Annotated in this window: 26 protein-coding genes, 1 other RNA gene and 1 riboswitch; of the genes, 3 read left to right on the forward strand and 24 right to left on the reverse strand. The window is 46.9% G+C overall.

What is annotated here, in order from left to right:
- Positions 1-108: 108 nt before the first annotated feature.
- The 3 genes from groL to IV40_RS06280 form a co-directional block, all read right to left on the reverse strand.
- Positions 109-1,749 (reverse strand): chaperonin GroEL, encoded by a 1,641-nt coding sequence (groL, locus tag IV40_RS06270; RefSeq protein ID WP_057769599.1) that lies wholly within the window; start codon positions 1,747-1,749, stop codon positions 109-111.
- Between the two features lie 55 nt (positions 1,750-1,804).
- Positions 1,805-2,089: a co-chaperone GroES gene (groES, locus tag IV40_RS06275; RefSeq protein WP_057769601.1), complete on the reverse strand. Its 285-nt coding sequence runs from the start codon at positions 2,087-2,089 to the stop codon at positions 1,805-1,807.
- A gap of 197 nt (positions 2,090-2,286) precedes the next feature.
- Complete coding sequence (locus IV40_RS06280) at positions 2,287-2,949, reverse strand: redox-sensing transcriptional repressor Rex (protein ID WP_057769603.1); 663 nt, start codon at positions 2,947-2,949, stop codon at positions 2,287-2,289.
- A gap of 203 nt (positions 2,950-3,152) precedes the next feature.
- Between IV40_RS06280 and IV40_RS06285 the strand changes: the two genes are divergently transcribed.
- Positions 3,153-5,105 (forward strand): ABC-F family ATP-binding cassette domain-containing protein, encoded by a 1,953-nt coding sequence (locus tag IV40_RS06285; protein ID WP_057769605.1) that lies wholly within the window; start codon positions 3,153-3,155, stop codon positions 5,103-5,105.
- Between the two features lie 60 nt (positions 5,106-5,165).
- Here IV40_RS06285 and IV40_RS06290 read toward each other — a convergent pair whose 3' ends face one another.
- From IV40_RS06290 to IV40_RS06310, 5 genes are all read right to left on the reverse strand, one after another.
- Positions 5,166-5,492, reverse strand: coding sequence for a PTS sugar transporter subunit IIB (locus tag IV40_RS06290; RefSeq protein WP_057769607.1), 327 nt, complete (start codon positions 5,490-5,492; stop codon positions 5,166-5,168).
- A gap of 160 nt (positions 5,493-5,652) precedes the next feature.
- Positions 5,653-6,693: a tRNA (adenosine(37)-N6)-threonylcarbamoyltransferase complex transferase subunit TsaD gene (gene tsaD / locus IV40_RS06295; RefSeq protein WP_057769609.1), complete on the reverse strand. Its 1,041-nt coding sequence runs from the start codon at positions 6,691-6,693 to the stop codon at positions 5,653-5,655.
- Positions 6,694-6,711: 18 nt separating this feature from the next.
- Complete coding sequence (gene rimI / locus IV40_RS06300) at positions 6,712-7,263, reverse strand: ribosomal protein S18-alanine N-acetyltransferase (RefSeq protein WP_057769610.1); 552 nt, start codon at positions 7,261-7,263, stop codon at positions 6,712-6,714.
- On the reverse strand, positions 7,247-7,975 hold the full coding sequence (gene tsaB / locus IV40_RS06305) for a tRNA (adenosine(37)-N6)-threonylcarbamoyltransferase complex dimerization subunit type 1 TsaB (protein ID WP_057769612.1): 729 nt from the start codon (positions 7,973-7,975) through the stop codon (positions 7,247-7,249). The genes rimI and tsaB overlap by 17 nt, the downstream gene beginning before the upstream one ends.
- A gap of 119 nt (positions 7,976-8,094) precedes the next feature.
- Positions 8,095-8,634, reverse strand: coding sequence for a folate family ECF transporter S component (locus IV40_RS06310; RefSeq protein ID WP_057769614.1), 540 nt, complete (start codon positions 8,632-8,634; stop codon positions 8,095-8,097).
- A 38-nt stretch (positions 8,635-8,672) separates the two neighbouring features.
- Positions 8,673-8,777: riboswitch (THF riboswitch) on the reverse strand.
- A 122-nt stretch (positions 8,778-8,899) separates the two neighbouring features.
- On the opposite strand from IV40_RS06310, the gene IV40_RS06315 reads away from it, so the two are divergent.
- On the forward strand, positions 8,900-9,874 hold the full coding sequence (locus IV40_RS06315) for an asparaginase (RefSeq protein WP_057769615.1): 975 nt from the start codon (positions 8,900-8,902) through the stop codon (positions 9,872-9,874).
- A gap of 34 nt (positions 9,875-9,908) precedes the next feature.
- Here the strand turns inward: IV40_RS06315 and IV40_RS06320 are convergent, their stop codons facing one another.
- The gene (locus tag IV40_RS06320; RefSeq protein ID WP_057769617.1) at positions 9,909-10,346 is read right to left on the reverse strand and encodes a MerR family transcriptional regulator; all 438 of its coding nucleotides are present in this window, start codon (positions 10,344-10,346) and stop codon (positions 9,909-9,911) included.
- An 81-nt stretch (positions 10,347-10,427) separates the two neighbouring features.
- Here IV40_RS06320 and IV40_RS06325 point away from each other — a divergent pair, with 81 nt between their 5' ends.
- Complete coding sequence (locus IV40_RS06325) at positions 10,428-11,462, forward strand: NAD-dependent epimerase/dehydratase family protein (protein WP_057769619.1); 1,035 nt, start codon at positions 10,428-10,430, stop codon at positions 11,460-11,462.
- Between the two features lie 57 nt (positions 11,463-11,519).
- Here IV40_RS06325 and IV40_RS06330 read toward each other — a convergent pair whose 3' ends face one another.
- The 15 genes from IV40_RS06330 to mprF all read right to left on the reverse strand — a co-directional run bounded on the left by IV40_RS06330 (position 11,520) and on the right by mprF (position 23,065).
- Positions 11,520-12,284: an acyl-[acyl-carrier-protein] thioesterase gene (locus IV40_RS06330; protein ID WP_057769622.1), complete on the reverse strand. Its 765-nt coding sequence runs from the start codon at positions 12,282-12,284 to the stop codon at positions 11,520-11,522.
- Positions 12,285-12,300: 16 nt separating this feature from the next.
- Entirely contained in the window at positions 12,301-13,179 is an 879-nt protein-coding gene (rsmI, locus tag IV40_RS06335; protein WP_057769624.1) for a 16S rRNA (cytidine(1402)-2'-O)-methyltransferase, read from the reverse strand.
- A 26-nt stretch (positions 13,180-13,205) separates the two neighbouring features.
- Positions 13,206-13,553: a DNA replication initiation control protein YabA gene (locus IV40_RS06340; protein ID WP_057769626.1), complete on the reverse strand. Its 348-nt coding sequence runs from the start codon at positions 13,551-13,553 to the stop codon at positions 13,206-13,208.
- Positions 13,550-14,566, reverse strand: coding sequence for a DNA polymerase III subunit delta' (gene holB / locus IV40_RS06345; RefSeq protein ID WP_057769628.1), 1,017 nt, complete (start codon positions 14,564-14,566; stop codon positions 13,550-13,552). Before holB ends, IV40_RS06340 begins: the two co-directional genes overlap by 4 nt.
- A gap of 2 nt (positions 14,567-14,568) precedes the next feature.
- Positions 14,569-14,898 carry a cyclic-di-AMP receptor gene (locus IV40_RS06350; RefSeq protein ID WP_057769630.1) on the reverse strand — a complete coding sequence of 110 codons (330 nt, stop codon included), beginning with the start codon at positions 14,896-14,898 and terminating at the stop codon, positions 14,569-14,571.
- Positions 14,899-14,904: 6 nt separating this feature from the next.
- Positions 14,905-15,552, reverse strand: a complete 648-nt coding sequence (gene tmk / locus IV40_RS06355; protein ID WP_057769632.1) for a dTMP kinase — start codon at positions 15,550-15,552, stop codon at positions 14,905-14,907.
- 148 nt (positions 15,553-15,700) lie between these two features.
- Positions 15,701-15,970, reverse strand: a complete 270-nt coding sequence (locus IV40_RS06360; protein ID WP_057769634.1) for a YaaL family protein — start codon at positions 15,968-15,970, stop codon at positions 15,701-15,703.
- 12 nt (positions 15,971-15,982) lie between these two features.
- The gene (gene recR / locus IV40_RS06365; RefSeq protein WP_057769636.1) at positions 15,983-16,582 is read right to left on the reverse strand and encodes a recombination mediator RecR; all 600 of its coding nucleotides are present in this window, start codon (positions 16,580-16,582) and stop codon (positions 15,983-15,985) included.
- A gap of 34 nt (positions 16,583-16,616) precedes the next feature.
- Positions 16,617-16,922, reverse strand: a complete 306-nt coding sequence (locus IV40_RS06370) for a YbaB/EbfC family nucleoid-associated protein (RefSeq protein WP_057769639.1) — start codon at positions 16,920-16,922, stop codon at positions 16,617-16,619.
- A 12-nt stretch (positions 16,923-16,934) separates the two neighbouring features.
- Positions 16,935-18,644 (reverse strand): DNA polymerase III subunit gamma/tau, encoded by a 1,710-nt coding sequence (gene dnaX / locus IV40_RS06375; protein ID WP_057769641.1) that lies wholly within the window; start codon positions 18,642-18,644, stop codon positions 16,935-16,937.
- 80 nt (positions 18,645-18,724) lie between these two features.
- Positions 18,725-18,821, reverse strand: an RNA gene (gene ffs / locus IV40_RS10600) — signal recognition particle sRNA small type.
- A 36-nt stretch (positions 18,822-18,857) separates the two neighbouring features.
- Positions 18,858-19,352, reverse strand: coding sequence for a tRNA adenosine(34) deaminase TadA (gene tadA, locus IV40_RS06380; protein WP_476737433.1), 495 nt, complete (start codon positions 19,350-19,352; stop codon positions 18,858-18,860).
- A gap of 94 nt (positions 19,353-19,446) precedes the next feature.
- Positions 19,447-19,776: a hypothetical protein gene (locus IV40_RS06385; RefSeq protein ID WP_057769643.1), complete on the reverse strand. Its 330-nt coding sequence runs from the start codon at positions 19,774-19,776 to the stop codon at positions 19,447-19,449.
- A gap of 70 nt (positions 19,777-19,846) precedes the next feature.
- Positions 19,847-20,452: a class I SAM-dependent methyltransferase gene (locus IV40_RS06390; protein WP_057769645.1), complete on the reverse strand. Its 606-nt coding sequence runs from the start codon at positions 20,450-20,452 to the stop codon at positions 19,847-19,849.
- Positions 20,453-20,455: 3 nt separating this feature from the next.
- Positions 20,456-23,065, reverse strand: a complete 2,610-nt coding sequence (gene mprF, locus IV40_RS06395; protein WP_057769647.1) for a bifunctional lysylphosphatidylglycerol flippase/synthetase MprF — start codon at positions 23,063-23,065, stop codon at positions 20,456-20,458.
- Positions 23,066-23,347 lie beyond the last annotated feature (282 nt).

The following is a 23,347-nucleotide window of genomic DNA, read 5'->3' on the forward strand; positions in this document are numbered from 1 at the left end:
TTTAGTCTTTGCCTTATTTTACCAAGTCGGCCGGTTAAAATGCCAGTTTTAACTAAAAAAAGATGGGAAAAATGACTTTTCCCATCTTTTTAAACACATTCTATTTCATTACATCATGCCGCCCATGCCTGGTTGTGCACCGGCACCGGCTGCAGGTGCAGCGTTATTCTTATCATCGTCTGGTTCGTCAGCAACGACAGCTTCGGTCGTTAAGATCAAGGCTGATACACTGGCAGCGTTCTGCAAAGCGGAACGAGTAACTTTGGTTGGGTCGATGATGCCGGCCTTAACCATGTCTTCCCAAGTATCAGTTGCCGCATTGAACCCAATGCCCTGCTTCTGACCCTTGAGCTTTTCAACAATGACAGAGCCTTCCAAACCAGCGTTTTCAGCGATCTGACGAACTGGTGATTCAAGGGCCCGACGAACGATGTCGATCCCTGTCTGAACATCGCCGCTTTCCTTCAAAGCATCCACTGCTGGAATGACGTCGACTAAGGCAGTCCCACCACCAGCAACGTAGCCTTCAGCGACGGCAGCACGTGTGGCGTTCAAAGCATCTTCAATCCGATACTTGCGTTCTTTCAATTCAGTTTCAGTGGCAGCACCGACACGGATAACAGCAACACCGCCGGCTAATTTAGCCAAACGTTCTTGCAGCTTTTCCTTGTCAAAGTCGGATGTTGTTGCAGCAATCTGACCTTTGATTTCCTGAACACGGGCATCGATGGCATCTTTGCTACCGGAACCTTCAACAATCGTTGTGTTGTCCTTTGTAACTGTAACTTTGCCAGCTTGACCTAATTGATCAATGGTTGTGTCCTTTAATTCAAGACCAAGATCAGCACTGATAACAGTACCGCCGGTTAAAACAGCGATATCTTGTAATTGAGCCTTACGACGATCGCCAAAGCCAGGTGCCTTAACTGCAACCACGTTGAAGGTCCCACGAATCTTGTTCAAAACAAGGGTTGGGAGTGCTTCACCGGAGACATCGTCCGCAATGATCAACAGTGAACGACCTTGCTGAACGATTTGCTGCAGCAATGGCAAGATATCCTGAATGTTGGAAATCTTCTTATCTGTGATTAAGATGTATGGATTGTCGAGGTCGGCTTCCATCTTGTCTTGATCAGTCACCATGTATTGTGACAAATAGCCACGATCGAACTGCATCCCTTCGACAACATTTAATTCAGTGTCGATCCCTTTGGATTCTTCAATTGTGATCACACCGTCATTACCAACTTTTTCCATGGCATCGGCGATCAACTTACCCGTTTCTTCACTGGCTGATGAAACAGCAGCAACTTGTGCAATTTCATCTTTGTTCTTCACTTCATGCGACTGCTTGTGTAATTCATCAACAGCTGCTTGTGTGGCTTCTTCGATCCCACGACGAATACCAACGGGGTTGGCACCAGCTGTAACGTTCTTCATCCCTTCACGGATGATAGACTGTGCTAAAACTGTCGCTGTAGTTGTCCCATCACCGGCAACATCGTTTGTCTTGGAAGCAACTTCCGAAACAAGCTTGGAACCCATGTTTTCAAAATGATCTGGGAGTTCGATGTTCTTGGCAATTGTTACCCCATCATTGGTGATTTCGGGTGAACCATATGATTTTTCCAAAACAACGTTGCGGCCTTTCGGTCCTAAAGTTGTTTTAACTGTATCTGCTAATTTATCAACACCACGTAACAAGGAGTTGCGCGCGTCATCTGAGAATTTAATATCTTTTGCTGCCATATATTTTTCACCTCAAATTAAAATTTTAACGGAAACGTGTTTTTGCACACTCTAATTAGTCTTCGATCGCCATTAAATCTTTTTCATGGAGAACGAGGTATTTCTTTTCATCATAAGTAACTTCTGAACCGGCATACTTGTCATAAACGACAACATCGCCGACCTTTACGTTCATGGGAATGGTTTTACCATCAGCGGTAACATTACCGTTGCCAACTGCAACGATTTTACCTGATTGTGGCTTTTGCTTGGCATTGTTTGCTAAGACGATACCGCCGACTGTTTCTTCTTTTGGTTCTTCTACTTCAATAATGACACGATCACCTAATGGTTTTAACACTTTAATGTCCCTCCATTTTTCTAGATCAATTAACTTAGCACTCGTAACTTCCTTGTGCTAAGTTCATAAATGATAATAACACACTCAATGTGAATTGCAAGCCTTTTGGCCACTTTTTTAGCAATTAAAAAAAAGAGTGCTAAAGCCTCTCACAGCACAAAAAAAGATCCGAAACGGCTTGCTTCGGACCTTGCTGATTATGAACTCTGTAAATGGTGCAGCTTATCTTTTTTTGAATAGTGATCTAGAAAGTAGATCAAAGTTTGCAATTCATTTGCTAAATCCACATTTTGAACACGGACATTGGCTGGCAGTGAAATCCGCATCGGCGTGAAATTCATGATGCCTTTAATTCCTGCTTGGATCAACTGTTCGGAAACGGCCTGCGCATCTTCTGCCGGAACAGTCAGAATTACAATATCAATCTGCTGAATCTTGAGCTGATTCACCATGTCATCCATCGCATAAACGGGCACACCGCTTTGAATCGTGCCGGCGATCTCAGGATTGACATCAAAAGCGGCACTGATCCGGATATTGTTTGTCTGCTGGAAATTATAATTCAGTAACGCATGTCCCAAGTTGCCAACCCCAACCAGCGCCACGTTCGTTAAATGATCCTGATTCAATGTTTTCTTAAAGAAGTTTAATAAGGTTTCAACGTCATAGCCATAGCCACGTTTCCCCAATGCACCGAAATAAGAAAAATCGCGCCGGATCGTTGCGCTATCCACCTTGACGACCTCTGACAGCTCCGTCGATGAAACTTTTTTCTTACCTGCGTTGTATAAGAAATTCAAATAACGATAATAAAGTGGCAGGCGTTTGGCCGTTGCCTTAGGAATAACCGTCTGTACCATTTTACTAATCTCCCCTTGTGAAAATATTTCTATCTTTATAGAATACACGTTTTATAAGCCGAATACAACGAGTTCGGATAAATTGGATAAAATTCACTCACTCAAAACCCATTTTAGCACCTTTCCAAAACCTGTTATACTATTAACAAATCATTTATTTCGTTTTTTACTTAAAATACACAATCAGAAAGAAGGAACACGTTGTGATTTTACTACAAGCCCAGCAAGTGGCTCGTCGCTTCGGCGGCGATTATCTCTTCCAGAACGCCCAGCTTGAAGTCCAAAACAACGCCCGAGTGGCGCTGGTCGGACCCAACGGCGTCGGCAAATCGACTTTTCTGAAGATCATTGCCGGCATCGACCCGCCTGATGAAGGCCAGGTGATTTACGGAAAAGGTGTTCGAATCGCTTATATGGCGCAGGATTCCGGTCTTGATTCCGAACGGACTATTTATGATGAAATGCTGACTGTCTTTGCGCCTTTGCAAAAACTAGAACAGCACATTCATGACCTCGAACAGCAAATCAGCGCTCCCGATGCCAATCAAAGTTCACCAGCTTACCAGCAATTATTGAGCCAGTACGACCAGGCCCAGCATGATTTCAGTGCCCGTAATGGTTATGGTTATGAAGCCGAAATCCGCAGTGTCCTGCATGGCTTCCAATTTGACGAACCAACCTATCAGAAACCGATTCATACCCTTTCAGGGGGTGAAAAGTCACGCTTAGCACTCGCAAAATTATTACTCGAAAAAAATGATGTTTTAATTCTTGATGAACCAACCAACCATTTGGACATCGACACCCTGACCTGGTTGGAAAACTACCTCAAGGGTTATCAAGGCGCCCTGCTGATGGTTTCCCATGACCGCTACTTCTTAGACCATGTCGTCAACGAAACTTACGAATTATCCAGTCGTGGTACTGAACATTACAACGGGAACTACACCACCTTTTTGAAACAGAAACAAGCTCGTTTGGACCAAGAATGGAAGGCTTACGAAAAACAGCAAGCCGAAATTCAAAAGCTGCAAACCTTCGTTGATAAAAACATTGTTCGCGCGTCCACAACAAAGCAGGCCCAAAGCCGGCGCAAACAACTTGAAAAAATGGATAAATTGGAAAAACCCAAGAGCGGCACCAATGAAATCCGACTGCAGTTCAAAGTCGACCATCCAAGCGGCAACGATGTCCTCAAAGTCACAAATGCGGCGATTGGTTACTCACCTGACCATATTATGGCTGAACCAATTAACTTGGATGTGCAAAAGGGCGATGTACAGGCCATTATCGGTCCCAATGGGATTGGAAAATCGACACTGCTCAAGAGTATTCTCGGCAAGATTCCGTTTATGAAAGGCAGTGCCAAAATCGGCAGCGGCGTTCAAATTGGTTACTATGATCAGGAGCAGCAGCAATTGCACCGCAACAAAGACATTCTCCATGAAGTTTGGGATGAACATCCGACAATGCCCGAACGCGATATTCGCTCCATTTTGGGCAGCTTCCTGTTTCGGGGCGATGATGTCTTAAAACCCGTCGCCAACTTAAGCGGTGGTGAAAAAGCTCGTTTGGCACTCACTAAACTGGCACTCGATCATGATAATTTCTTAGTTCTCGATGAACCGACCAACCATTTGGATATTGACAGCAAGGAAGTGCTGGAACAGGCCCTGCTCGATTTCGATGGGACAATTTTATTTGTTTCGCATGACCGTTACTTTATCAACAAGATTGCGACTTCAATCGTGGTCGTTTCGGAGCACGGCAGCAAACGCTACTTAGGGGATTATGATTACTATCTTGACAAACACGCCGAAGAACAGGAATTCGCTGCCCAAAAAGCGGCCGGCCAGCAGCCAGCAAGCGAAGCCCCGCAAAAATCAGCCCAAGACAACTACCAGGCCAGCAAAACCCAGCAGCGTGAGGAACGTAAACTCCGTCGTGAGATCGATAAACTCGAACAACAATTAACCGACTTGGAACAGCAGTCGCAGCAATTGCAGGAACAAATGGCGCAACCGGATGTTTATTCGGATGTTGCCAAAGTCAAAGACCTGCAGGATCAGCTCGAAGCCGCCAATGCTGAATCGGAAAAGATTGAAACCCAATGGGAAGAAAAAAGCTTGGCACTCGAAGATATGATGGCTCAATAAGCCCAAAAAAGGCGTTTCGGAAAATCCCGAAACGCCTTTTTTGCTTTTTAATGATCAAATTTAATTAGCGGCTGCATCAGAAAGCTTCAAAGCCTGTTGCAAGACTTTTTCACCATCCATGGTGCCGTAAGCACGCATATCAATGACTTCGACAGGGAACTTACCATCTGCCTTCTTCTTGAACTGGCTTTCCATGAAACGAACCTGAGGTCCAAGCAATAAGACATCGACATCTTTCTGTGCGAATTCTGCATCGGCTTCTGAAGCGGCCGTTGCAAAGATATCGGCGTCCACGCCATCAGCTTCTGCTGCCTTTTGCATCTTTGAAACCAATAAACTAGTTGACATCCCCGCTGCGCAAACTAACATAATTGTTTTCTTTGCCACAATTCTCTCTCCCATATTTTGCTGCTGTTAATAAGCAGCGTTATTCTTCTTACAAAAATTATGATAGCATTTTTGAAAGCGGTGTCAATGCCTATTTTGCAATTCTTTTAAAAAAGGTCTGGACCAATCATACGATTGCAATCCAGACCAATTTTGTTTTTTAAGGCTGATAAGTCGCCGCATACGCAAATTCCAAACTCGGATCGGCGTTCAGATCCAGACCGGCAAAATGCTTTTTTTGCAGCTCGATGTGGGCCGCAGCACCGACCATGGCCCCATTATCACCACATAATCGCAACGGCGGAAAAACGACGTCCAAGTCGAGATGTTCGTCTTTGACCACTTGGGCCAGCCGTTCCCGCAGTCCCTGATTAGCAGCGACCCCGCCGGCAACGACCAATTGTTTGATGCCGAGCCGTTTGGCAACCCGAATTGTCTTTGTGACCAGCACATCGATTACGGCCGCTTGAAAGCTGGCTGCTAAGTCTTCACGACTCAATTTTTCACCGATTTGATCGGCATGATGGACCGTATTGATAAACGCACTCTTCAGACCAGAGAAACTGAAATCATCATTGTCTTCATGGATCATCGCACGGGGAAAGTTGAACGTATCATGACCAAGGTGGGCTAAACGATCGACTTCCTTGCCCGCTGGATATGGAATCCCCAAGACACGACCGATTTTATCGTAAGCTTCACCCGCAGCATCGTCACGAGTATCGCCGATGATTTCAAACTCGCCGGCTGCTTTCATATAGACCAATTCCGTATGCCCGCCGGAGACCAATAAAGCCAATAATGGGTACTCTAACGGCTTCACATACCGCGCCGCATAAATATGCCCTGCCATATGATTGACCGGAATCAGCGGCAAATGATGTGCATAAGCGATCGTTTTGGCAGCCGTGACTCCGATCAGCAAAGAGCCGACCAGTCCGGGTCCATAAGTGACTGCAACGGCCGTTAAGTCGTCATAAGTCACATTGGCGGCTTTCATGGCATCTTCCGTACAGCGGGTTACATATTCAACGTGATGCCGGCTGGCGACTTCGGGCACGACTCCGCCAAACCGTTTGTGGCTATTGATTTGAGTAGCAATAATATTCGATAAAATTTTGGTGCCATCTTCAATGACAGCAACACTAGTTTCATCGCAACTCGATTCAAAGGCCAAAATCAATTCTCGTTTCGATTCCATTTCTTCTCCCTTTTCTCACTAATTCAAATTTAATGTCATATCACGTGCATCCGAATGGTCTTCGACATAATAAGCCTTTTTGAGATTGCCATCCGTAAATCCAAGCCGTTCATATAAACGATGGGCGCCGGAATTATCGACTCGAACTTCCAATGTCATTTTGCGGCACTTCAGCGTCCGGGCATAATCAATCATAAAGTTCAGCAAAAAAGTGCCGAATCCCTTGCTCTGCTGCTCCGGTGCAACGGCGATATTGGTAATATGCGATTCGCCAGCTGCCACAAACCAGCAGCCGACAAACGCTAGTAATCGTTCATCATGATCAAATAAAGCCAAATAAAGGGACTGGCGTCGTTTGCGGAGCTCGACCATGAAGGCAAAGCGATCCCAAGGAGTCAGTCCAGCATAACACGCTCGTTCCAAATCGAGGAGCGCTGTAATATTTTGTCGTTCCAACCGCCGCAGATTCAACTCCTGCTGACCGATCTGAACCGTCTGAGCCTGAAACGGCAGCTCATCCCGGTCGAGTTGAAATAAATGGTGCCAGGCTTGTCTAAACTTCTTCCACATAGGGTTGATGTCCTTTATCAGAATGTGTCTTCAACCAATCATTTTCTGCTTGCGTCCGCCGCAAGTAATGCGGAATGAAGGCATGGATATCCTTTACAGCTTCCTTTTGCGCCCCCAGCAAACCTAATTCGCTGGCATGCGGCAAATTCGCTTCATCATCGGCAAAATGTGCCTGCTGCCCAAAAGCAGCCCGAAACCGTTCGGCAAAATGAGCTACATCGGTGCCGATAAAGATAATGTCTTCATTTAGCATTTTCAATTGCGCAATCAAAGCAGCCACTGGTACATGTTTATCACTGACGACATTTGTCAATTGGCCGTGATCATCCCGCTGGTAAACGCCGGTAAAAACGTTATCCCGCCGAGCATCGAATAATGGCACCAATAAAGCGTTGGTGTGGCGGATATTGCCGGCCAGACTAGCCAAGCTGGAAACCCCGACTAATTCTTTATGCAAAGTAAATGCAAATGTTTTGGCCGTTGTGACACCGATTCGCAGACCAGTATACGAACCAGGTCCTTGGGCAACGACAAACCGATCGATCTGATCACTGGTCAGATGGGAATCTTTCAAAATCTGATCGATTGCTGGTAATAAAGTGGTGCTGTGATTCTTGTTAACATCCGTTGTTTTTTCAGCCAGAATCCGGTCATCGGACAGGACTGCAACACTTAAGGCGCGGTTGGAAGTATCCATTGCTAAGATATTCATTGCCGTTTGTTCATCTCTTTCACTTTTTCATCAAGTATTCTGAATATAATCTTACCACGTTTCAAAAACGAAAAAAGCCCGAGTTGCCCCGAACTTTCTAGTTTCAATCTCAATTGTGATCAGCGGTCCAAACTCAGATGCAACCGCCCCATTGCCCGCAGCACTAATCCTAAAATCAAGATCTGAATCGGTGCAACGATTGCATCCTTGACCAATCGAATCCCAAACAGCACTTTCCAAGGGGTTTGATACAGCATGTGCACCCATAAAGTGTTGAGCCCAATGTTGACGATTACCGTGACGAATAAGACCGCCAAGATAATTCGCAGCCAATCATGGTGTTCGGGATATAAAAAGAGGCCGTATAACCAGCCGCCAACAAAAACGGACAGCGTAAATCCAAGGAAAAACGGCCCTCCGCCAGTGATTCCGAACAAGCCGTTCGACAGAAGATCGGTGAGGATGCCTGCCAAACCGGCCCACCAAGGACCAAAGTAATACCCCAAAAGTGCCGTTGCAATAAACCCTGGACTGACCTGAACAAAACTCGTTCCGAAGCTGAGCTTGCCTAAAACGATTTGCAACGCCATCAGGATTGCCATCCACGTCAATTTACGCGTGGTTAATTTTTGACCACTGCCTAATAATGCAGTTTTCATGGTCGCCATCTCCTTTAAGGAGTGTGCGCCACAGAATATGCGGCGAATGCGGAGGTAGAGTCGCGGGCTGGCAAAGTGATACCCTTTGTCCGATGTTCATATTCCGTTCCATCGGCACTTAACGCTCTATCTCCTACTCCGATATTTATTTGGTACTTGTCAACTATAACATACGTGTCCAGTTTTACACCATGACACGGCATTTTAAGGCTAACTTTGGTATGATAGAACCAATGAATCACTTTATTAAGGAGGAAGAACACCTGTGAAACATATTTTAGCGCTCCATACCGGCGGCACAATTTCGATGACTCAAAATGAAGCCGGCAATATTGAACCTAGTGCCCATAACCCGCTGCTGCAAACCGACCAGCCATTTAATGATGAAATTTCGGTTACGGCAGAAGATTTCTCGAATCTGCCTTCACCGCACATGACGCCCAAAGTGATGCTTAAACTGCATGACCGGATTCTGAAGGCCGAAGCAGAAGGCATTGATGGTGTAGTGGTCACCCATGGGACGGATACCCTTGAGGAAACCGCCTATTTTCTCGATTTAACCTTACCCAACACAATTCCGGTAGTCTTGACTGGAGCCATGCGTTCGGCCAATGAGATCGGCTCTGACGGCCTCTATAACTTTCAATCGGCCATTCGGGCGGCTGCCAGTGACGAAGCTTACGGCATGGGTGTTTTAGTCGTTATGAACGATGAAGTCCACACGGCACGTTATGTCACTAAAACCCAAACGACAAATGTGGCCACCTTCCGGACGCCGACATTCGGCCCCATTGGCTTGATTTCCAAAGGCAAAGTCCGTTTCTTTCAAAAACTCCTGCACCAGGAAGTCTGCCCCATCGATCATGTTGTCGATCACGTCTTCTTGCTGAAAGCTTACGCTGGGATGGATGGCGAACAATTCGAATTGCTGGATCGGCCCGATACGAATGGCCTAGTTATCGAGGCATTAGGTGCCGGCAATTTGCCGCCGGCGACCCTGCCGGCCATTCAGAAGATGCTCGACCGCCATATTCCGATCGTTCTCGTCTCACGGTGCCCCAATGGAATCGCCCAAGACATCTATGATTACGAAGGCGGCGGTGTCGAACTGAAAAAGATGGGCATCACCTTCTGCCAAGGCTTAAATGGACAAAAAGCCCGCATCAAACTGTTAGTCGGCCTTAGCGGCGGCAAACAGGGCGATGAGCTCAAACATTTTCTCGATAATGCAGTTTCATAATCACTCAAACGCTGACCAATAAGGGCAGCGTTTTTTAGTGGTACGGATTGGCTAAATGGTGCTGTTCTTTCTCATGCGCTGCAAACTGCAGTTCACGAGTAATCATTTGTGGGGCAGCCGGCGAATCATATTTGGCAATCTTTTTGTCGATTTCAACCAAGTCGTGTTCAATCTGCTGCTGTTTTGCCAGCACCCGTTCCTTATGGTGCCGTAATAATTGCTGCCGCTCCGCAATCGTCGCTGGTCCGGCCATTACATAATCGATATACTGCCGGATTTCTTTAATCGGCATTTCAGTGCCTTTCAGACAGCAGATGGTTTGAATCAGATTGAGGTCGGCCGCCGTAAACTCACGTTGCCCAGAAGTATTCTTCGACACAAACGGCAGCAGACCTTGCCGATCATAATAATGAAGTGTCGAAATCGGCAGGCCGAAATGGGCGGCCACTTCTCCAATCGAAAAAGTTTTCATTTTTTTCACTCCTTAGCTTGACCTAAACCATGGTTCAGGCTTTAAAGTGAGGATAACATAAAAAAAACGGAGGTCCAAATAATGACAAAAAAAGTATTAGTAACGGGCGGCACCGGCTATCTAGCGCTGCACATCATCGCCCAGCTCTTGCAGAAAGGCTATGATGTCCGGACGACAATGCGTTCCCTTGCCAAACAAGCTCAGATCAAAACGGCCATGCATAACGCCGGCTTGACCGATTTGACCCGTTTATCGTTCATTGAGGCTGATCTGATGAACGACGCCAACTGGAAAGAAGCGATGCACGACCGTGATTACGTCTTGAGTGTCGCTGCGCCTGTTTTCTTCGGCAAAATCACCGATGAAGAACAAGCCATTCGGCCAGCCGTTGAAGGCACCTTACGTATTTTAAAGTTTGCCCAGCAGGAAAATATCAAACGAGTCGTCATGACAGCCAACTTCGGCGGCGTCGGCTTCAGCCGCAAAGCGACTTCGAAGCGCCCCACCACTGAAAACGATTGGACCGACGAAAACGAACCGGGCTTGTCGATTTATGAAAAATCAAAGCTGATTGCCGAACGGAAAGCTTGGGAATTCGTTCAGCAGCCGGAAGTGACCTTTGAATTTGCAACTGTTAATCCAGTCGCGATGCTGGGGCCGGCACTCGACGCCCATGTGTCTGGCAGTTTTGAAATCTTGACCAACCTTTTAAAGGGTTCGATGAAACTGATTCCCGACATTCCCTTAAATCTCGTCGATGTGCGGGCCGTCGCTGATCTGCACATTCGGGCCATGACGATGCCCGCCGCTGCTGGTCAGCGTTTCATTGCTTCTGCCGATGGTCAAATCTCAATGCCAGAAATGGCTGCCATACTGAAAGCCGCTCGACCGGAGATGGCCCGCAAGGTTCCGACCCACACCCTGCCGAACTGGATTTTAAAAGTCGCCGCCCCTTTTAACCAGCAGGCCCGTTCTGGACTTTTAATGGCCACAATGAATCGCAACGTCAGTAACCAAAAAGCCAAGGCTTTATTAGGCTGGCACCCAATAACGAATAATGCGCAAATCGTCTTGGAATCGGCTGATACACTCGCTCATTATAATTTGCTGCCTTAACTACAAAAAACTGCTTGCACCTCAATCAGCGTGCCAGCAGTTTTTTTGATTCCATTTTTATTCATTCTCGACTTTTTCCGGTTCCGGCCGATCGGCCCATTCGATTTGCGCTTCGGCATTGGTCGTGTCACCGGTTTGAATCCGATGCAGCGTTCGCAGGCTATCGGCAAATTCAACCTGACTCTGAGTGGTTTCCCCATAATGAATCTCACGTTCATAACGAATGTCAAGTGTCTTGACATTATGCGTCAGCAAAAAATCACGCCGCAAAGCATCGAGCATCCAGTCGAAATAATGCACATTATTGACATGACGGTTCGAATCAATATCGAAATAACGAACCCGATAATTCTTGCCAGTCGATTTTTTAGCATCCAAATGCGGAATACGGGGAAACTTTTCGACGCCGTTAATCTCATCCGATTGGTACGCCTGAATGATTTCTGGAATCACTTTGACCATCCGGCGCGTCTTGAAACTCATCATCACAAAAGTACCTGCTACACTCGCCAGTTCGTTCCCATCACTGTCATGCATCCAAAAATGCCGGTAGCAGAAATATTTGTTGTAACTGGTAGCTTCCGTAGTCACCGTCACAACTTCATCGACCTTTGGAAAACGCGTGATATTCATGTGATACTGTGTGATGACCCAGCCGACATCATGGGCATTCATGACCGCTAAGCCGACTCCCAGAGCATCCGACTGATGATCGGACACCAGCACCATGACGTTGATCATTGATGAAAGGGTCATTTCGCCAGTGGCATCCGCTTCAAAATACGGAATGCGATATTGTTCACGATATTTTAAACCTGCCATGTTTCTCCTACTTTCTCTACTCTTTTGTAATCTGATGGTAGTCGTCATAAACGACTTGGCGCTTCAACCCGTTTGCTTTAGCAACCTTTTTGATAGCATCGTTCGTCCGTTCGCCCCGCTCCATCCAAGTTTCCACTTGAACCCGCAGTGGCTGCGCCGCTAGATCGTTGTCTAATTCCGCATGGGTCTCATGACTGCCTTCGACGATCAGAACAAACTCGCCCCGAATTTCAGTTTCTGTACTCCACTGCACGACTTGTTTCAAATCGCCCCGAATGAATTCCTCAAATTTTTTAGTCAGTTCACGGCACACAACAATCTGACGTTCACCGCCAAGATGTTTGGCCAAAGCCTGCAGCGTTTTCTTCAACCGGTGCGGGGCCTCATAAAAAATGATTGTTTCCGGAAAATCGGCCAATTCATCTAATGTGGTTGCCAAATCGCCCTTCTTGCGTGGCAGAAAGCCCCAGAAGTAAAACGGCTGCGGCGACAATCCTGAAGCAATCAGGGCCGTCATCCCGGCATTGGCACCTGGTAATGGAATCACTGCAATTTTAGCCGCAATACAAGCCATTACTAAATCATGTCCGGGATCGCTGATTGACGGCATGCCTGCATCACTCACCTGAGCAATATCTTGACCCGCCTGCATTTTCGCAACCAGTTCAGGAATGCGGGCCTGTGAATTGTGCTCGTGAAAACTGATCTGATGCGTACTAATCTCAAAATGATTCAGCAGCTGCTGTGTATGTCGTGTATCTTCAGCCGCAATCAGGTCGACGTCTTTGAGCGTCCGGACCGCACGGTAAGTCATATCCTCCAAATTGCCAATCGGTGTCGGCACTAAATACAAATGTCCGGCATCCGGCTGGCTGAAACTCTTCTGTGTGTCCATCCTGCACGCTCACTCCTTTTCAAATCCTAATGATGGTCTTCGTAGATTGTATCTGTACAAAACATGCATGACTCATCATTTTCACGCCGTGAACCGTAAAATTCACGGCAGACATGATAACCTTCCTCATACAGTTTTTCAAGATTCTGTTTCGACTTCGACAACCCATTTTCATCGCTGTCGTTGTTCTTGCTGGCATTGTCTTTTTGCAGTTCTTCCAAACGCTGGCGGAGATGTTCATTTTCAATCTCCAGTTCGGCATCTTTCTCGAGCGTGCCGGACATCGTTTCTTTGATCACATCAAGCTGGCTTAATAATTGCTGCGTTTCCTGTTCTAATTGCAGAAAACTATCATACAAATTCTTTTGTTTCACAGTGCGCTCCTCCCTGCTGAATTTGTGGCGATCTGTAATAACTTCAATGTTAAACTCTCCAGCACATTTTGCAAGCTGACGTTATACCAGCGTTGTTTGCGTGCCTCCAAGACAGCCATCTGCATGGCGACTAATTGCTGAGTCGTCAATCTCTGGCTCCATTGCTTAAGCTGAGTCTGCTGCGCCGGGAAACTGAGGTCATCCGTCACATTGTAACGAACATTAAGCAGGTCACGGAAAACGAGTTCGAGCACCTGCAGCACCAACGGCACCTGTTCTTTATCCTTTGCAGCCGGCATCAGCTGTGTTTGAACAAGTACAAACGCTTCATCATCGTGTTTCAATACCCGTTCGGCCCACTGCCAGACCTTGTCCGTTAGTTGCGGCAGATAGTCGTCAGCCATCCATTCTTTGGCGACGCCCAAATCATTGGTTAAATGAGCCAATAATGGTGCGGAAGTTGTCGCAATCTGCTGATCTTGGATTTCTTTGATGAGAACCGGCCGGGCTAACGGCGGAAAATGAACGATCTGCAGCCGTGACAATACCGTCGGCAAAATTTGATTTTTGGCGGATGTCGTCAGAATCGTCAGAATATTGGCCGCTGGCTCTTCCAAAAACTTCAATAAACTATTAGCGGCACCGGTAGTCAGCTTTTCGGCATCTTCAATCACGAAGATACGACGGCTGCTTTCCATCCCGCTTTTGCTGATTTCAGCTTTAAAATAACGGACCGCATCAACTTTAATCCGCTGTCCGTCTGGCTGGATTCGGATGAAATCAGGATGATTTCCGGTTAAGACCCGCTGACACTCTGGGCACGTGCCGTCCGGCTGCCCATCTTCAACATGCTGGCAAAATAACCGCATCGCAATCCAGGTTGCCAAATCAACTTTGCCAGTCCCCTTTTCGCCTTCAAATAAATAAGCATGGGCCAGCCGCTTTTCAGCAATAATCCGATCAAATGTCTGGACCAGTTGCGGCTGCAGCTGATTGATTTTAAAATCCGTCATCGTTAGAACTGGTGAAACTGTTCAACGGGCAGCACAAAGACGGTGGCCCCGCCAACTTGGACTTCGACCGGTGATGTAATCGAGCCGTCCGAACTGGCATCGAGATTCATCGGCGGCGTGACATATTCTTGTCGTGCCTGTGAGGTCTTTTTAATCATGCTAAGGACTTCATCGACCCGATCATCGGCAATCCCGATGATGAACGTCGTATTGCCGGATTTCAGAAAGCCGCCAGTGGTCGATAACTTGGTGGCCCGCACGTTCGACTCGATAAATTCATTGCGCAGGCGGGAGGCATCTTTATCTTGAACGATTGCTAAAATAAGTTTCATAGTCAGCTACTTCCTTTCAAAAATCTGCGGATAATGTGTTTTGATGACTTGCAGGCAATCAGCGACAACTTGGACCAACGGCTGGGTCGCATCAACTGTAACCACCCGATTGGGATTGTTTTTAGCAATTTCCAAATAGGCCTGATGAACCCGTTCATGAAAATCGACTTGTTCCCGATCCAGACGATCATAATCATCCTGCCGCTGGGTCTGGATGCGTTCCAGCCCTAATTTAACCGGCACATCTAAATAGATCGTCAATGCTGGCGTCAAGCCGTCGGTGGCAAATTGATTCAAATCAGCGACAGCCTGTGTTCCGATCTGACGACCAGCGCCCTGATAGGCGATCGAACTGTCGACAAACCGATCGCTGATCACCGTGTCGCCCTGTGACAACGCCGGCAGCACCGTTTCGGCCAAATGCTGGCGCCGAGCCGCTGCATACAGCAAAGCTTCCGTTCGGGCATCCATGTCCACGTTTTTGACATCAAGGATTACATCCCGAATGGCCTCTGAAATCGGATCGCCGCCCGGTTCACGTGTGAGCAATAGCGTTGGTGCCGTCTGTTCCTTTAATTGTGGGATCAGCTGCTTGAGGACACTGGTTTTGCCAGCGCCGTCCGGTCCTTCAAAACTCATAAAAATTCCAGTCACACGAATAGCCCACTTTCTGTTTGTTAATTAGTTTCATTTTACTTGATTAGGGCCATGATTTCCAGAGCGTGACTAAAGTCCGCTACGTGAAAAGCCGCAAAAAAAGTGTCCGGAAAAATTCCGCACACTTGTTCATGACACTAAACAGTTAATCAGCTTGTTTAGCGATTTCGGTTTGATATTTGATTCTTTCGTTTGAGACGAGTGTGGGGTCAGCCTTGCGTCGGCGAGCCTCACGGTATAAAAATTGATACTTGTTTTTCTGAAGTGCAGTTTGCATTTCCAAAGCATTATCGACCTGAATGGCATTTTCTTCCACTCGTTTGGCCTGATGCCATTGTTCACGGACCCGATAAATCAGGTCGATCAGCTGCTGATCATCGTTGACTTGGCGTTTCTGCTTATGTCGTCCAAACAAACGAATCCCTCCCTACATCTCTTGACGGCCTTCAACGGCTTTGATCAAGGTCATTTCATCGGCATATTCGATATCACTGCCGACGGACAAACCATGCGCCAGTCGTGTCACTTTGATTCCGGCCGGTTTAATCAACTGGGCGATATAACGGGCAGTTGCTTCCCCTTCAGGAGTCGCATTTGTGGCCACGATTACTTCCTTAACGGTATCCTTTTGAAGCCGTTTAATCAAGGAAGTGATATTGATATCTTCGGGACCGAGTCCTTCAATGGGGGATAAGACCCCATGTAGAACATGGTACAAGCCATGATAATCGTTCATCCGTTCCATCGACATCACATCTTTCGGCTGTTCAACCACAAGAATCGTCGACTGGTCACGGGTTTTATCGGTACAAATTTCGCACGGATCTTGTTCGGTGATGTTGCCGCAAATACTGCAATAATGCAGATCACGTTTGGCGGCAATCAGATTCTGGGCAAACTTGGTCACATCGTCTTCATCCATATCAATTGTATAGAATGCCAAACGTGTGGCTGTTTTGTCGCCAATCCCGGGTAATTTCTTATAACTATCGATCAAATTTGCGATCGGTTGTGGATATTGCTGCATCTTATCTTCCTTTCCACAGGCAACGGGCGGAAGTTTACATCAAGCCTTTCGTATACTTGCCCATCTTGTTCTGGGTTTCGGCATCGATCTGCTTCATGGCATCGTTGACTGCCATCAAAATCAAATCCTGCAACATATCAACGTCGTCAGGATCAACGGCTTCTGGTGCGATCACGATATCAGTCATCGTATGATCGCCGGTAAAGGTCACTTTGACTTTGTCATCGGCGGCTTCACCGACAAATTCGGTTTCGTTCAAAGCTTCCTGCGTCTTTTTCATTTCCTTCTGCATCTTCTGAACTTGTTTCATCATACCTTGCATATTACCCATTCCACGCATGTTGGTCATCTCCTAATTTTCTTCAACTTTCACATTGTCTTTGCCAAAAAAGTCCATTGCTTTCGTCACAACTGGTGGTTCTTCAGGCTTTTTTTCAGCCGCTGCGGCTGGTTTCTTTTTTAGATTGCCATGGTGCAATTCAATATAACGTTTCCGCAAACTCGGCCACTCGTCTTTAGCGACTAAGACCAGCTGATAAGTATTGCCGGTCAGTTTATTAAGGTTGCCGGTAATATCGTTGCGCAGTTCTTGGTTCTTGGTGGCTCGTTCGAATAAAATCGGATAATCGAAAGCGACAATCACGCCGCCAGGACTTGCTGCAACAGGTGCCGACACCTTCAGCATTGCTCGTTCCGTCATCGATAGCATCGTCATCAAATCCGGCCAGATATCTTGAACCGTATTCAGATCCTTGCGCGTTGCAACCGATAAGACGGGTTCCAGCTGTTCCAAATGGACATGCGGCGTTTTGACAGCCGAATGCGGCGCCGGTTTAGATGCTGGTTTGGCTGCCGCCGTATTTGCAGCTGGTTGGGCTTGCATTTGCTGCAGCTGTTGTTGCAGCTGCTGAATCTGCTGTTCTAATTGCTGAACTTGCGGTGCTGGTGCGGCATTGGCAGCTGGTACAGCTGCTTTAGGTTGTAACTGCGTCAGACGAACCGTGACCACTTCAAGATAGACGTCGGGATGATTGGTAAACCGCAGCTGCTGCTGCGTTTCATTCAAGATTTCAATCATCTGATACAGCTGTTCAGCCGTAAACTGCTGGCTCAACTGCTTAAACGTATCATCAATCAGACCCATTTCGATCTTTTCGACCATTTCCGGTGACTGCTGGTACAGCAAGAGGTCCCGGCAGTACTCAATCAAATCTTCAATTAAACGAGCCCCATCTTTGCCAGCAGCCTGAATCTGCTCTAACAGTGTCAACGCCTGGGTTGTATCTCGTTTCAAGGCCGCCTGCAGATATTCAGCAATCTGATCTTCTGTGACTTCACCGGTCACATCGAGTGCACTTTCTAAAGTGACATGATTGTCGCTGAACGACAAAACTTGATCAAGAATGCTGAGTGCATCCCGCATTCCGCCTTCCGCCGCTTTGGCTATCACTTTCAGCGCTTTTTCATCGAAGGTAATTTTCTTATCCTTTAAGATATAGACCATCCGCTCATAAATATCCTGCGGTGCAATCCGGCGAAAACTGAACTGCTGGGTTCGTGAAATGATTGTCGCTGGTACTTTATGCGGTTCCGTCGTCGCTAAAATAAAGACAACATTGGCCGGCGGTTCTTCCAGCGTTTTCAGCAATGCATTGAAAGCCCCTGTCGACAACATATGCACTTCATCGATGATATAGACTTTGTAATCAGCTTCGGTCGGTGCATATTTGACCTTATCCCGAATGTCGCGAATCTCTTCGACCCCATTATTAGACGCCGCATCGATTTCGATAACATCATTCAACCGACCTTCGGTAATCGCCATACAGGTCTCGCACTTGTTGCAGGGCTCGCCATCGACCGTGTGATGACAGTTGATCGCCTTGGCAAAAATCTTGGCCATCGAAGTCTTTCCAGTCCCACGTGGTCCGGTGAACAAATAGGCATGACTGGTTTGTTTTGTCATGATCGCATTCTTCAAAGTTTGGGTGATCGTCTTCTGACCGACGATCTCATCAAACCGCTGCGGCCGCCAAACACGATACAATGCTTGATAACTCATCCATTTGCCTCCCTGTTCCGTGAAATTACATATTTAAAGAGCCTGACTCGCAAAATATTAAAGTCAGGCTCCGCTCAATTATCATAAAAACTTAAGGCACATGTCCAAACGAACTTAGTGCTGCTTCCTTCCGGATCTGACACGATTCGTAGGCCGGACATTGCCTCAAGACCTTTCGGCACATTCTATATTACACGTTTTAGGGATAAAAAGCTACCCCTTTTTATTTTTTCGTTTGCGGCGGATTTCTTGAAAGAAATGCTGTAACAAGGCCTTAGATTCAGCGGCTCGGACGTTAGAAAATACATCGGCCTGATGATTGAAGCGGTGGTCCGTCAACAAATTCACTAAGGTGCCGGCTGCTCCTGCTTTCGGGTCGGGCGCACCATAATAAACCCGGTCAATGCGGCTGTTGATGATCGCACCAGCACACATCGGACACGGTTCCAAGGTAACGAATAATTGGGCATCCTCAAGCCGCCAACTGTGCACCGTCATACAAGCTTCTTGGATGGCAATCATTTCGGCGTGCAAGGTTGCATCCTGCGTATGCTCCCGAATATTATGGCCTCGTCCGATAATTTTACCGTTTTGGACGACAACGGCGCCGATTGGCACTTCGCCGATCTGTTCGGCCGCACGTGCCTCAAACAAAGCCTCGCCCATATAGTGCTGAATATCTGCCTGTGTTAATGATTTTGTCACAATGTGGCCTCCCCTTCGTAAGTAATGATAATCCATTTTAACAAAAAAAAAGCACCCTGACAAAAAAGTCGGGATGCTCGGCCGTTCACAGTTAAAATTATTTTTGTAATTTATCGATGGCTTGGTCACGCAAATCACTAGCTAAGTCCTGTAAATTGCTGGAATAGCCGCTGATTTGATCCCATAAATCGCTCAGATGATCTGAAAAATTGAGCAAATGATCGACGTCTTCATCGGAGAGTTGGTCAACGAGTGCTAAGGCTTTGTCATTGCCATGGAACTTTTCATCGACAAAGCGGCGCACTTTTTGCCGTTTCTGCCTCTTCTGCACCTTTGCGACGATCGAACGGGTGGCAAAATAAACACCTGTTGCCCCTAAGGCGGTTGTGATGCCTAATCCAATCATGACTTTTTGACTCGTTTTCATACCCAATACCTCCATTCGTTTGATTAGCTTCATTCTAACATAGCGCCACCATTTCCGGCAGCGTTTTCGTTCATGCATTGTACTGACTTTGGAGAATATAATAGCCTTTATCTTTTTTCAGCGTTTTGACATTGCCATAAGTAGCCTGCATCGTCTTTTTGGCTGACGGAGCGCCCTGCTTTTTCTGCAGAACAATCGTTAATTTCCCGCCGGGCAGCAAATGGTCTTTGGCCCCCGTCAGAATTTCAGTGACGACCTCCTTGCCGGCTCGAACGGGTGGATTCGACCAAATGGCCGCATACTGTTTGGTAATTTGGGCATAAGCGTCCGAAACGAAGATCGAAACATTCTCAATCTGATTCAGCTTGGCACTCTTTTGCGCCAACGACAATGCCAGCTCATTGACATCGACCATATCGACATGCCGTTCTGGGGCTTTCTTAGCCAGTGTCAGGCCGATTGGTCCGTAGCCGCAGCCTATATCCAGAAATTCACCGGCCGCATAGTCCGCATCGTTAAAAGTACTTAAGAGGACACGGGTCCCATAATCAACCGTATGTTTTGAAAAGACCCCATTATCGGTCACAAACCGCATTGGTTCACCGAGTAAAGTGTAATTCCATTCGTGTTCATCGTGCTGCACATCTGGATGCGCTGAAAAATAATAATTTGTCATTGTTTACTCCTTCGCCTTTTTCCCTAATTGAATCGAATGCTTAAAATGGCTCGTCATCGTCTTTGGTTCCGTCGTGGTGACCTTGCGATTATCGACCAGCAGCAACTGAATCATCATAATAATAATCGAATGATGTTTGCGATACGCAATATATCTGGAAACCCACTTCGATACGTATTTGTTTTTATACGACCGCAATCCTTGGAAACCGTAGAAACGGGCCCCATACTGATAAATCAAATGGGCAATCTTTTCCGGCAGAAAACTGAACTGCGAGGTGCCGACATTCGATAACGGCGCCATTCCCATGTTGAAATACTGGTAGCCTTCATCACGGCTTTCGTAAAATAAATTGATAAAGATCTCATCCATGATTCCGGACGGTGCTTTAGACGAATGGCGCATCAAGTCGATACTGGTGACCGTATGATCTCCCGTCGGCATCATGTTCGCAAAGGCAACGATGTTGTTGTCCTGATTCCGAATGACCGCAATTGGCGCTCGTTCCAGATAATAACGATCAAAGAAGCCCAGCGAGAAGCCTTTTTCGGCCCGGCCATGCAGCCATTCCGTCGACACATCCTGAAGCTGCTTGAAATCAGCATCGGAATACGGCGGCTGGAGCATGCTGAACGTATAACCTTCCCGTTTGAATTTATTCATCAAGGAACGTTCACCCTTGTGTTTATTGCCGCTAATATTGAAATCAGGCAGATGAACATAGCCCTCTTCGCCGAATTTCATAAAGTCGAAGCCGTATTCATGGAGCTGCATCGTCAGCGCTTCTGAAATTTCATAAAAGACCGGTGTACAATCGAGTTTATCGGCATCCGTCACAAATTGCAAGATGGCCGGCATAATTTGCGTTTGGTCACCAACGGGTTCGCCCATGACAATCAGCTTATCGGCTGTTTTGCGATACATAATGAAGACACGGTCTTGGCCATCCACCTGGTAGAAATAAATTTCCTTGTCCCGCAGATAGGCCAAATGGCTGACCTCATTGCCGCCGTACTGCTTAATGACCGCATGGATTCGGTCCGGATCGAATGGCGTAGCCAACGTCTGCTGGCCGGCGTGCAAGTACAGGAAAATCAGCCACAAGAGCACGGCCGCAATCAGCATTCCGACGAGCCCGCTCAACCACACTTTCTCATTGGGGAAGAGAAAGGCAGTTGGAATAGCATGACGGTGATGAATATGCGGCGAATTATAAAAGCCGGCCACAGCGTAGAAAATGAAAGCTAACGCATAAACGGTGCCGTCAATCAGCCGATTGCCCCATGAAGATTCCAGCTTAACACGATACAGTTCGCTCTTGCTGAAAAAGGTTAGAATTAAAATGAAAATCAGCAAAACGAGCATCTTGACGGAAAAGGCCTGAAAAATCGTATATACGATGGCAACCATCAGCATGATCATTGTCGGCCAGTATGCCCGCCGGACTTTATTGGCGATTCCCCGTGCAAAACCAATCAGCATAAAGGCCACGATAATATTAGTCATCCGATTCAGGAAAAAGAACGTATACGGATATAACTGCTGAAACAAACTGCTGTGATTCGTCAGTGAAGGTACTGTGGCGACGAGCAGCAGCATCACCGTCGTGAAATACAGGAAGAAGACCAAGATGCCGTGTGCCGCCCGTTGCAGCAATTGTTTCGGCAAGCCTTGCAAGTAGGCATTGAAATGATGACCGGCGTCCTGTGCAAAGAAAACAACGCCCAGCAGAAATGGAAAAATATAATAGAATAGCCGGTAGAATAGCAGCCAGGCAACGGCGACACTGCTATCGATTCCTAATGCGCCCAACCCGAAAATCATGAAAACATCGAATGTGCCTAAACCACCAGGTACCATCGAAACGACGCCCACCACGTTGGCAATCATAAACAATGGAAAGACAGCCGCATAATCAACGTGAATCTTCAGCACCCAACCGATCAGCAAAAAGAAAGCTGCACAAGCTCCCCATTCAAGCGCAGAACCTAAAGCTAAACGTAATTCACGTTTGAGGGGCAAATCTTGAAACAATTTGGATTCCTTCCAATGGGTCAGCAGCATCAGTCCGGGAAAATAAACGGCACCGCCGACCATCCAAATCCAGTAATTGGCAAAAACATGGCCAATCCCGAAAATGAAGACTTCAGCGAGCGCAACCCAGCACCAGACGGATAGTCCGGCTAATAGAAAGAGGGCAATCTTAGACACCGCCAGTAAAACTTGTTTCTGGCTGGCATGTTTGCCGTAAAAATTAGCCCGCAAGCTGGCCCCCAAAAAGCCGCCGAACCCAGCCAGATTCGTAAACGTATTGACAATCCAGCCTGATTTGGCAATATAGCGTTTGGAATAGTTTGCCGGCAGCAATTCCGTAATCACAAAATCATAATTTAACATCGGCAGCACCGCAACAAAACCCAGCACGAATAGGAGCAGCAAACTCCAAGGGCTCTGCGTCGAGAGTTGTGCCTTCAGCTGCTGCACATTAAATTGCTGGGCGATGCGCCCTACTTCATAAATGACAAAGGCAAGCACCGAAAGAATGAAGATTGCTTTCAATGCCGTCAAATGTTTCTCAATGAGGTTCGAAACCTTCTTTAGCCACGCTTTCATCGCAAAAATTCCCTTCCGAAATGTTCTTATGATTATTATAGGCCATGCGCACCATCGTTCCAAAAGAAACCCATTATGGAAATCAGAGTGCGACAAGTGATGAACTGGCGTTTGAAATTTAGACGAACTTTGACGCAGAATGTCTAAGCCCTTGAGACATTCAAGGAGAAGTTCACTAAATGAAAACGACAATCACTTGAAGCACGTTTAGAATCAGAGTGCGACAAGGTGCGGGTTGCCAATGAGCATGAACTTGACTTTGACGCAACGAGTGCTTGTTGC

It is taken from the genome of Lactobacillus selangorensis (assembly GCF_001437205.1).
Lineage (GTDB): Bacteria > Bacillota > Bacilli > Lactobacillales > Lactobacillaceae > Paralactobacillus > Paralactobacillus selangorensis.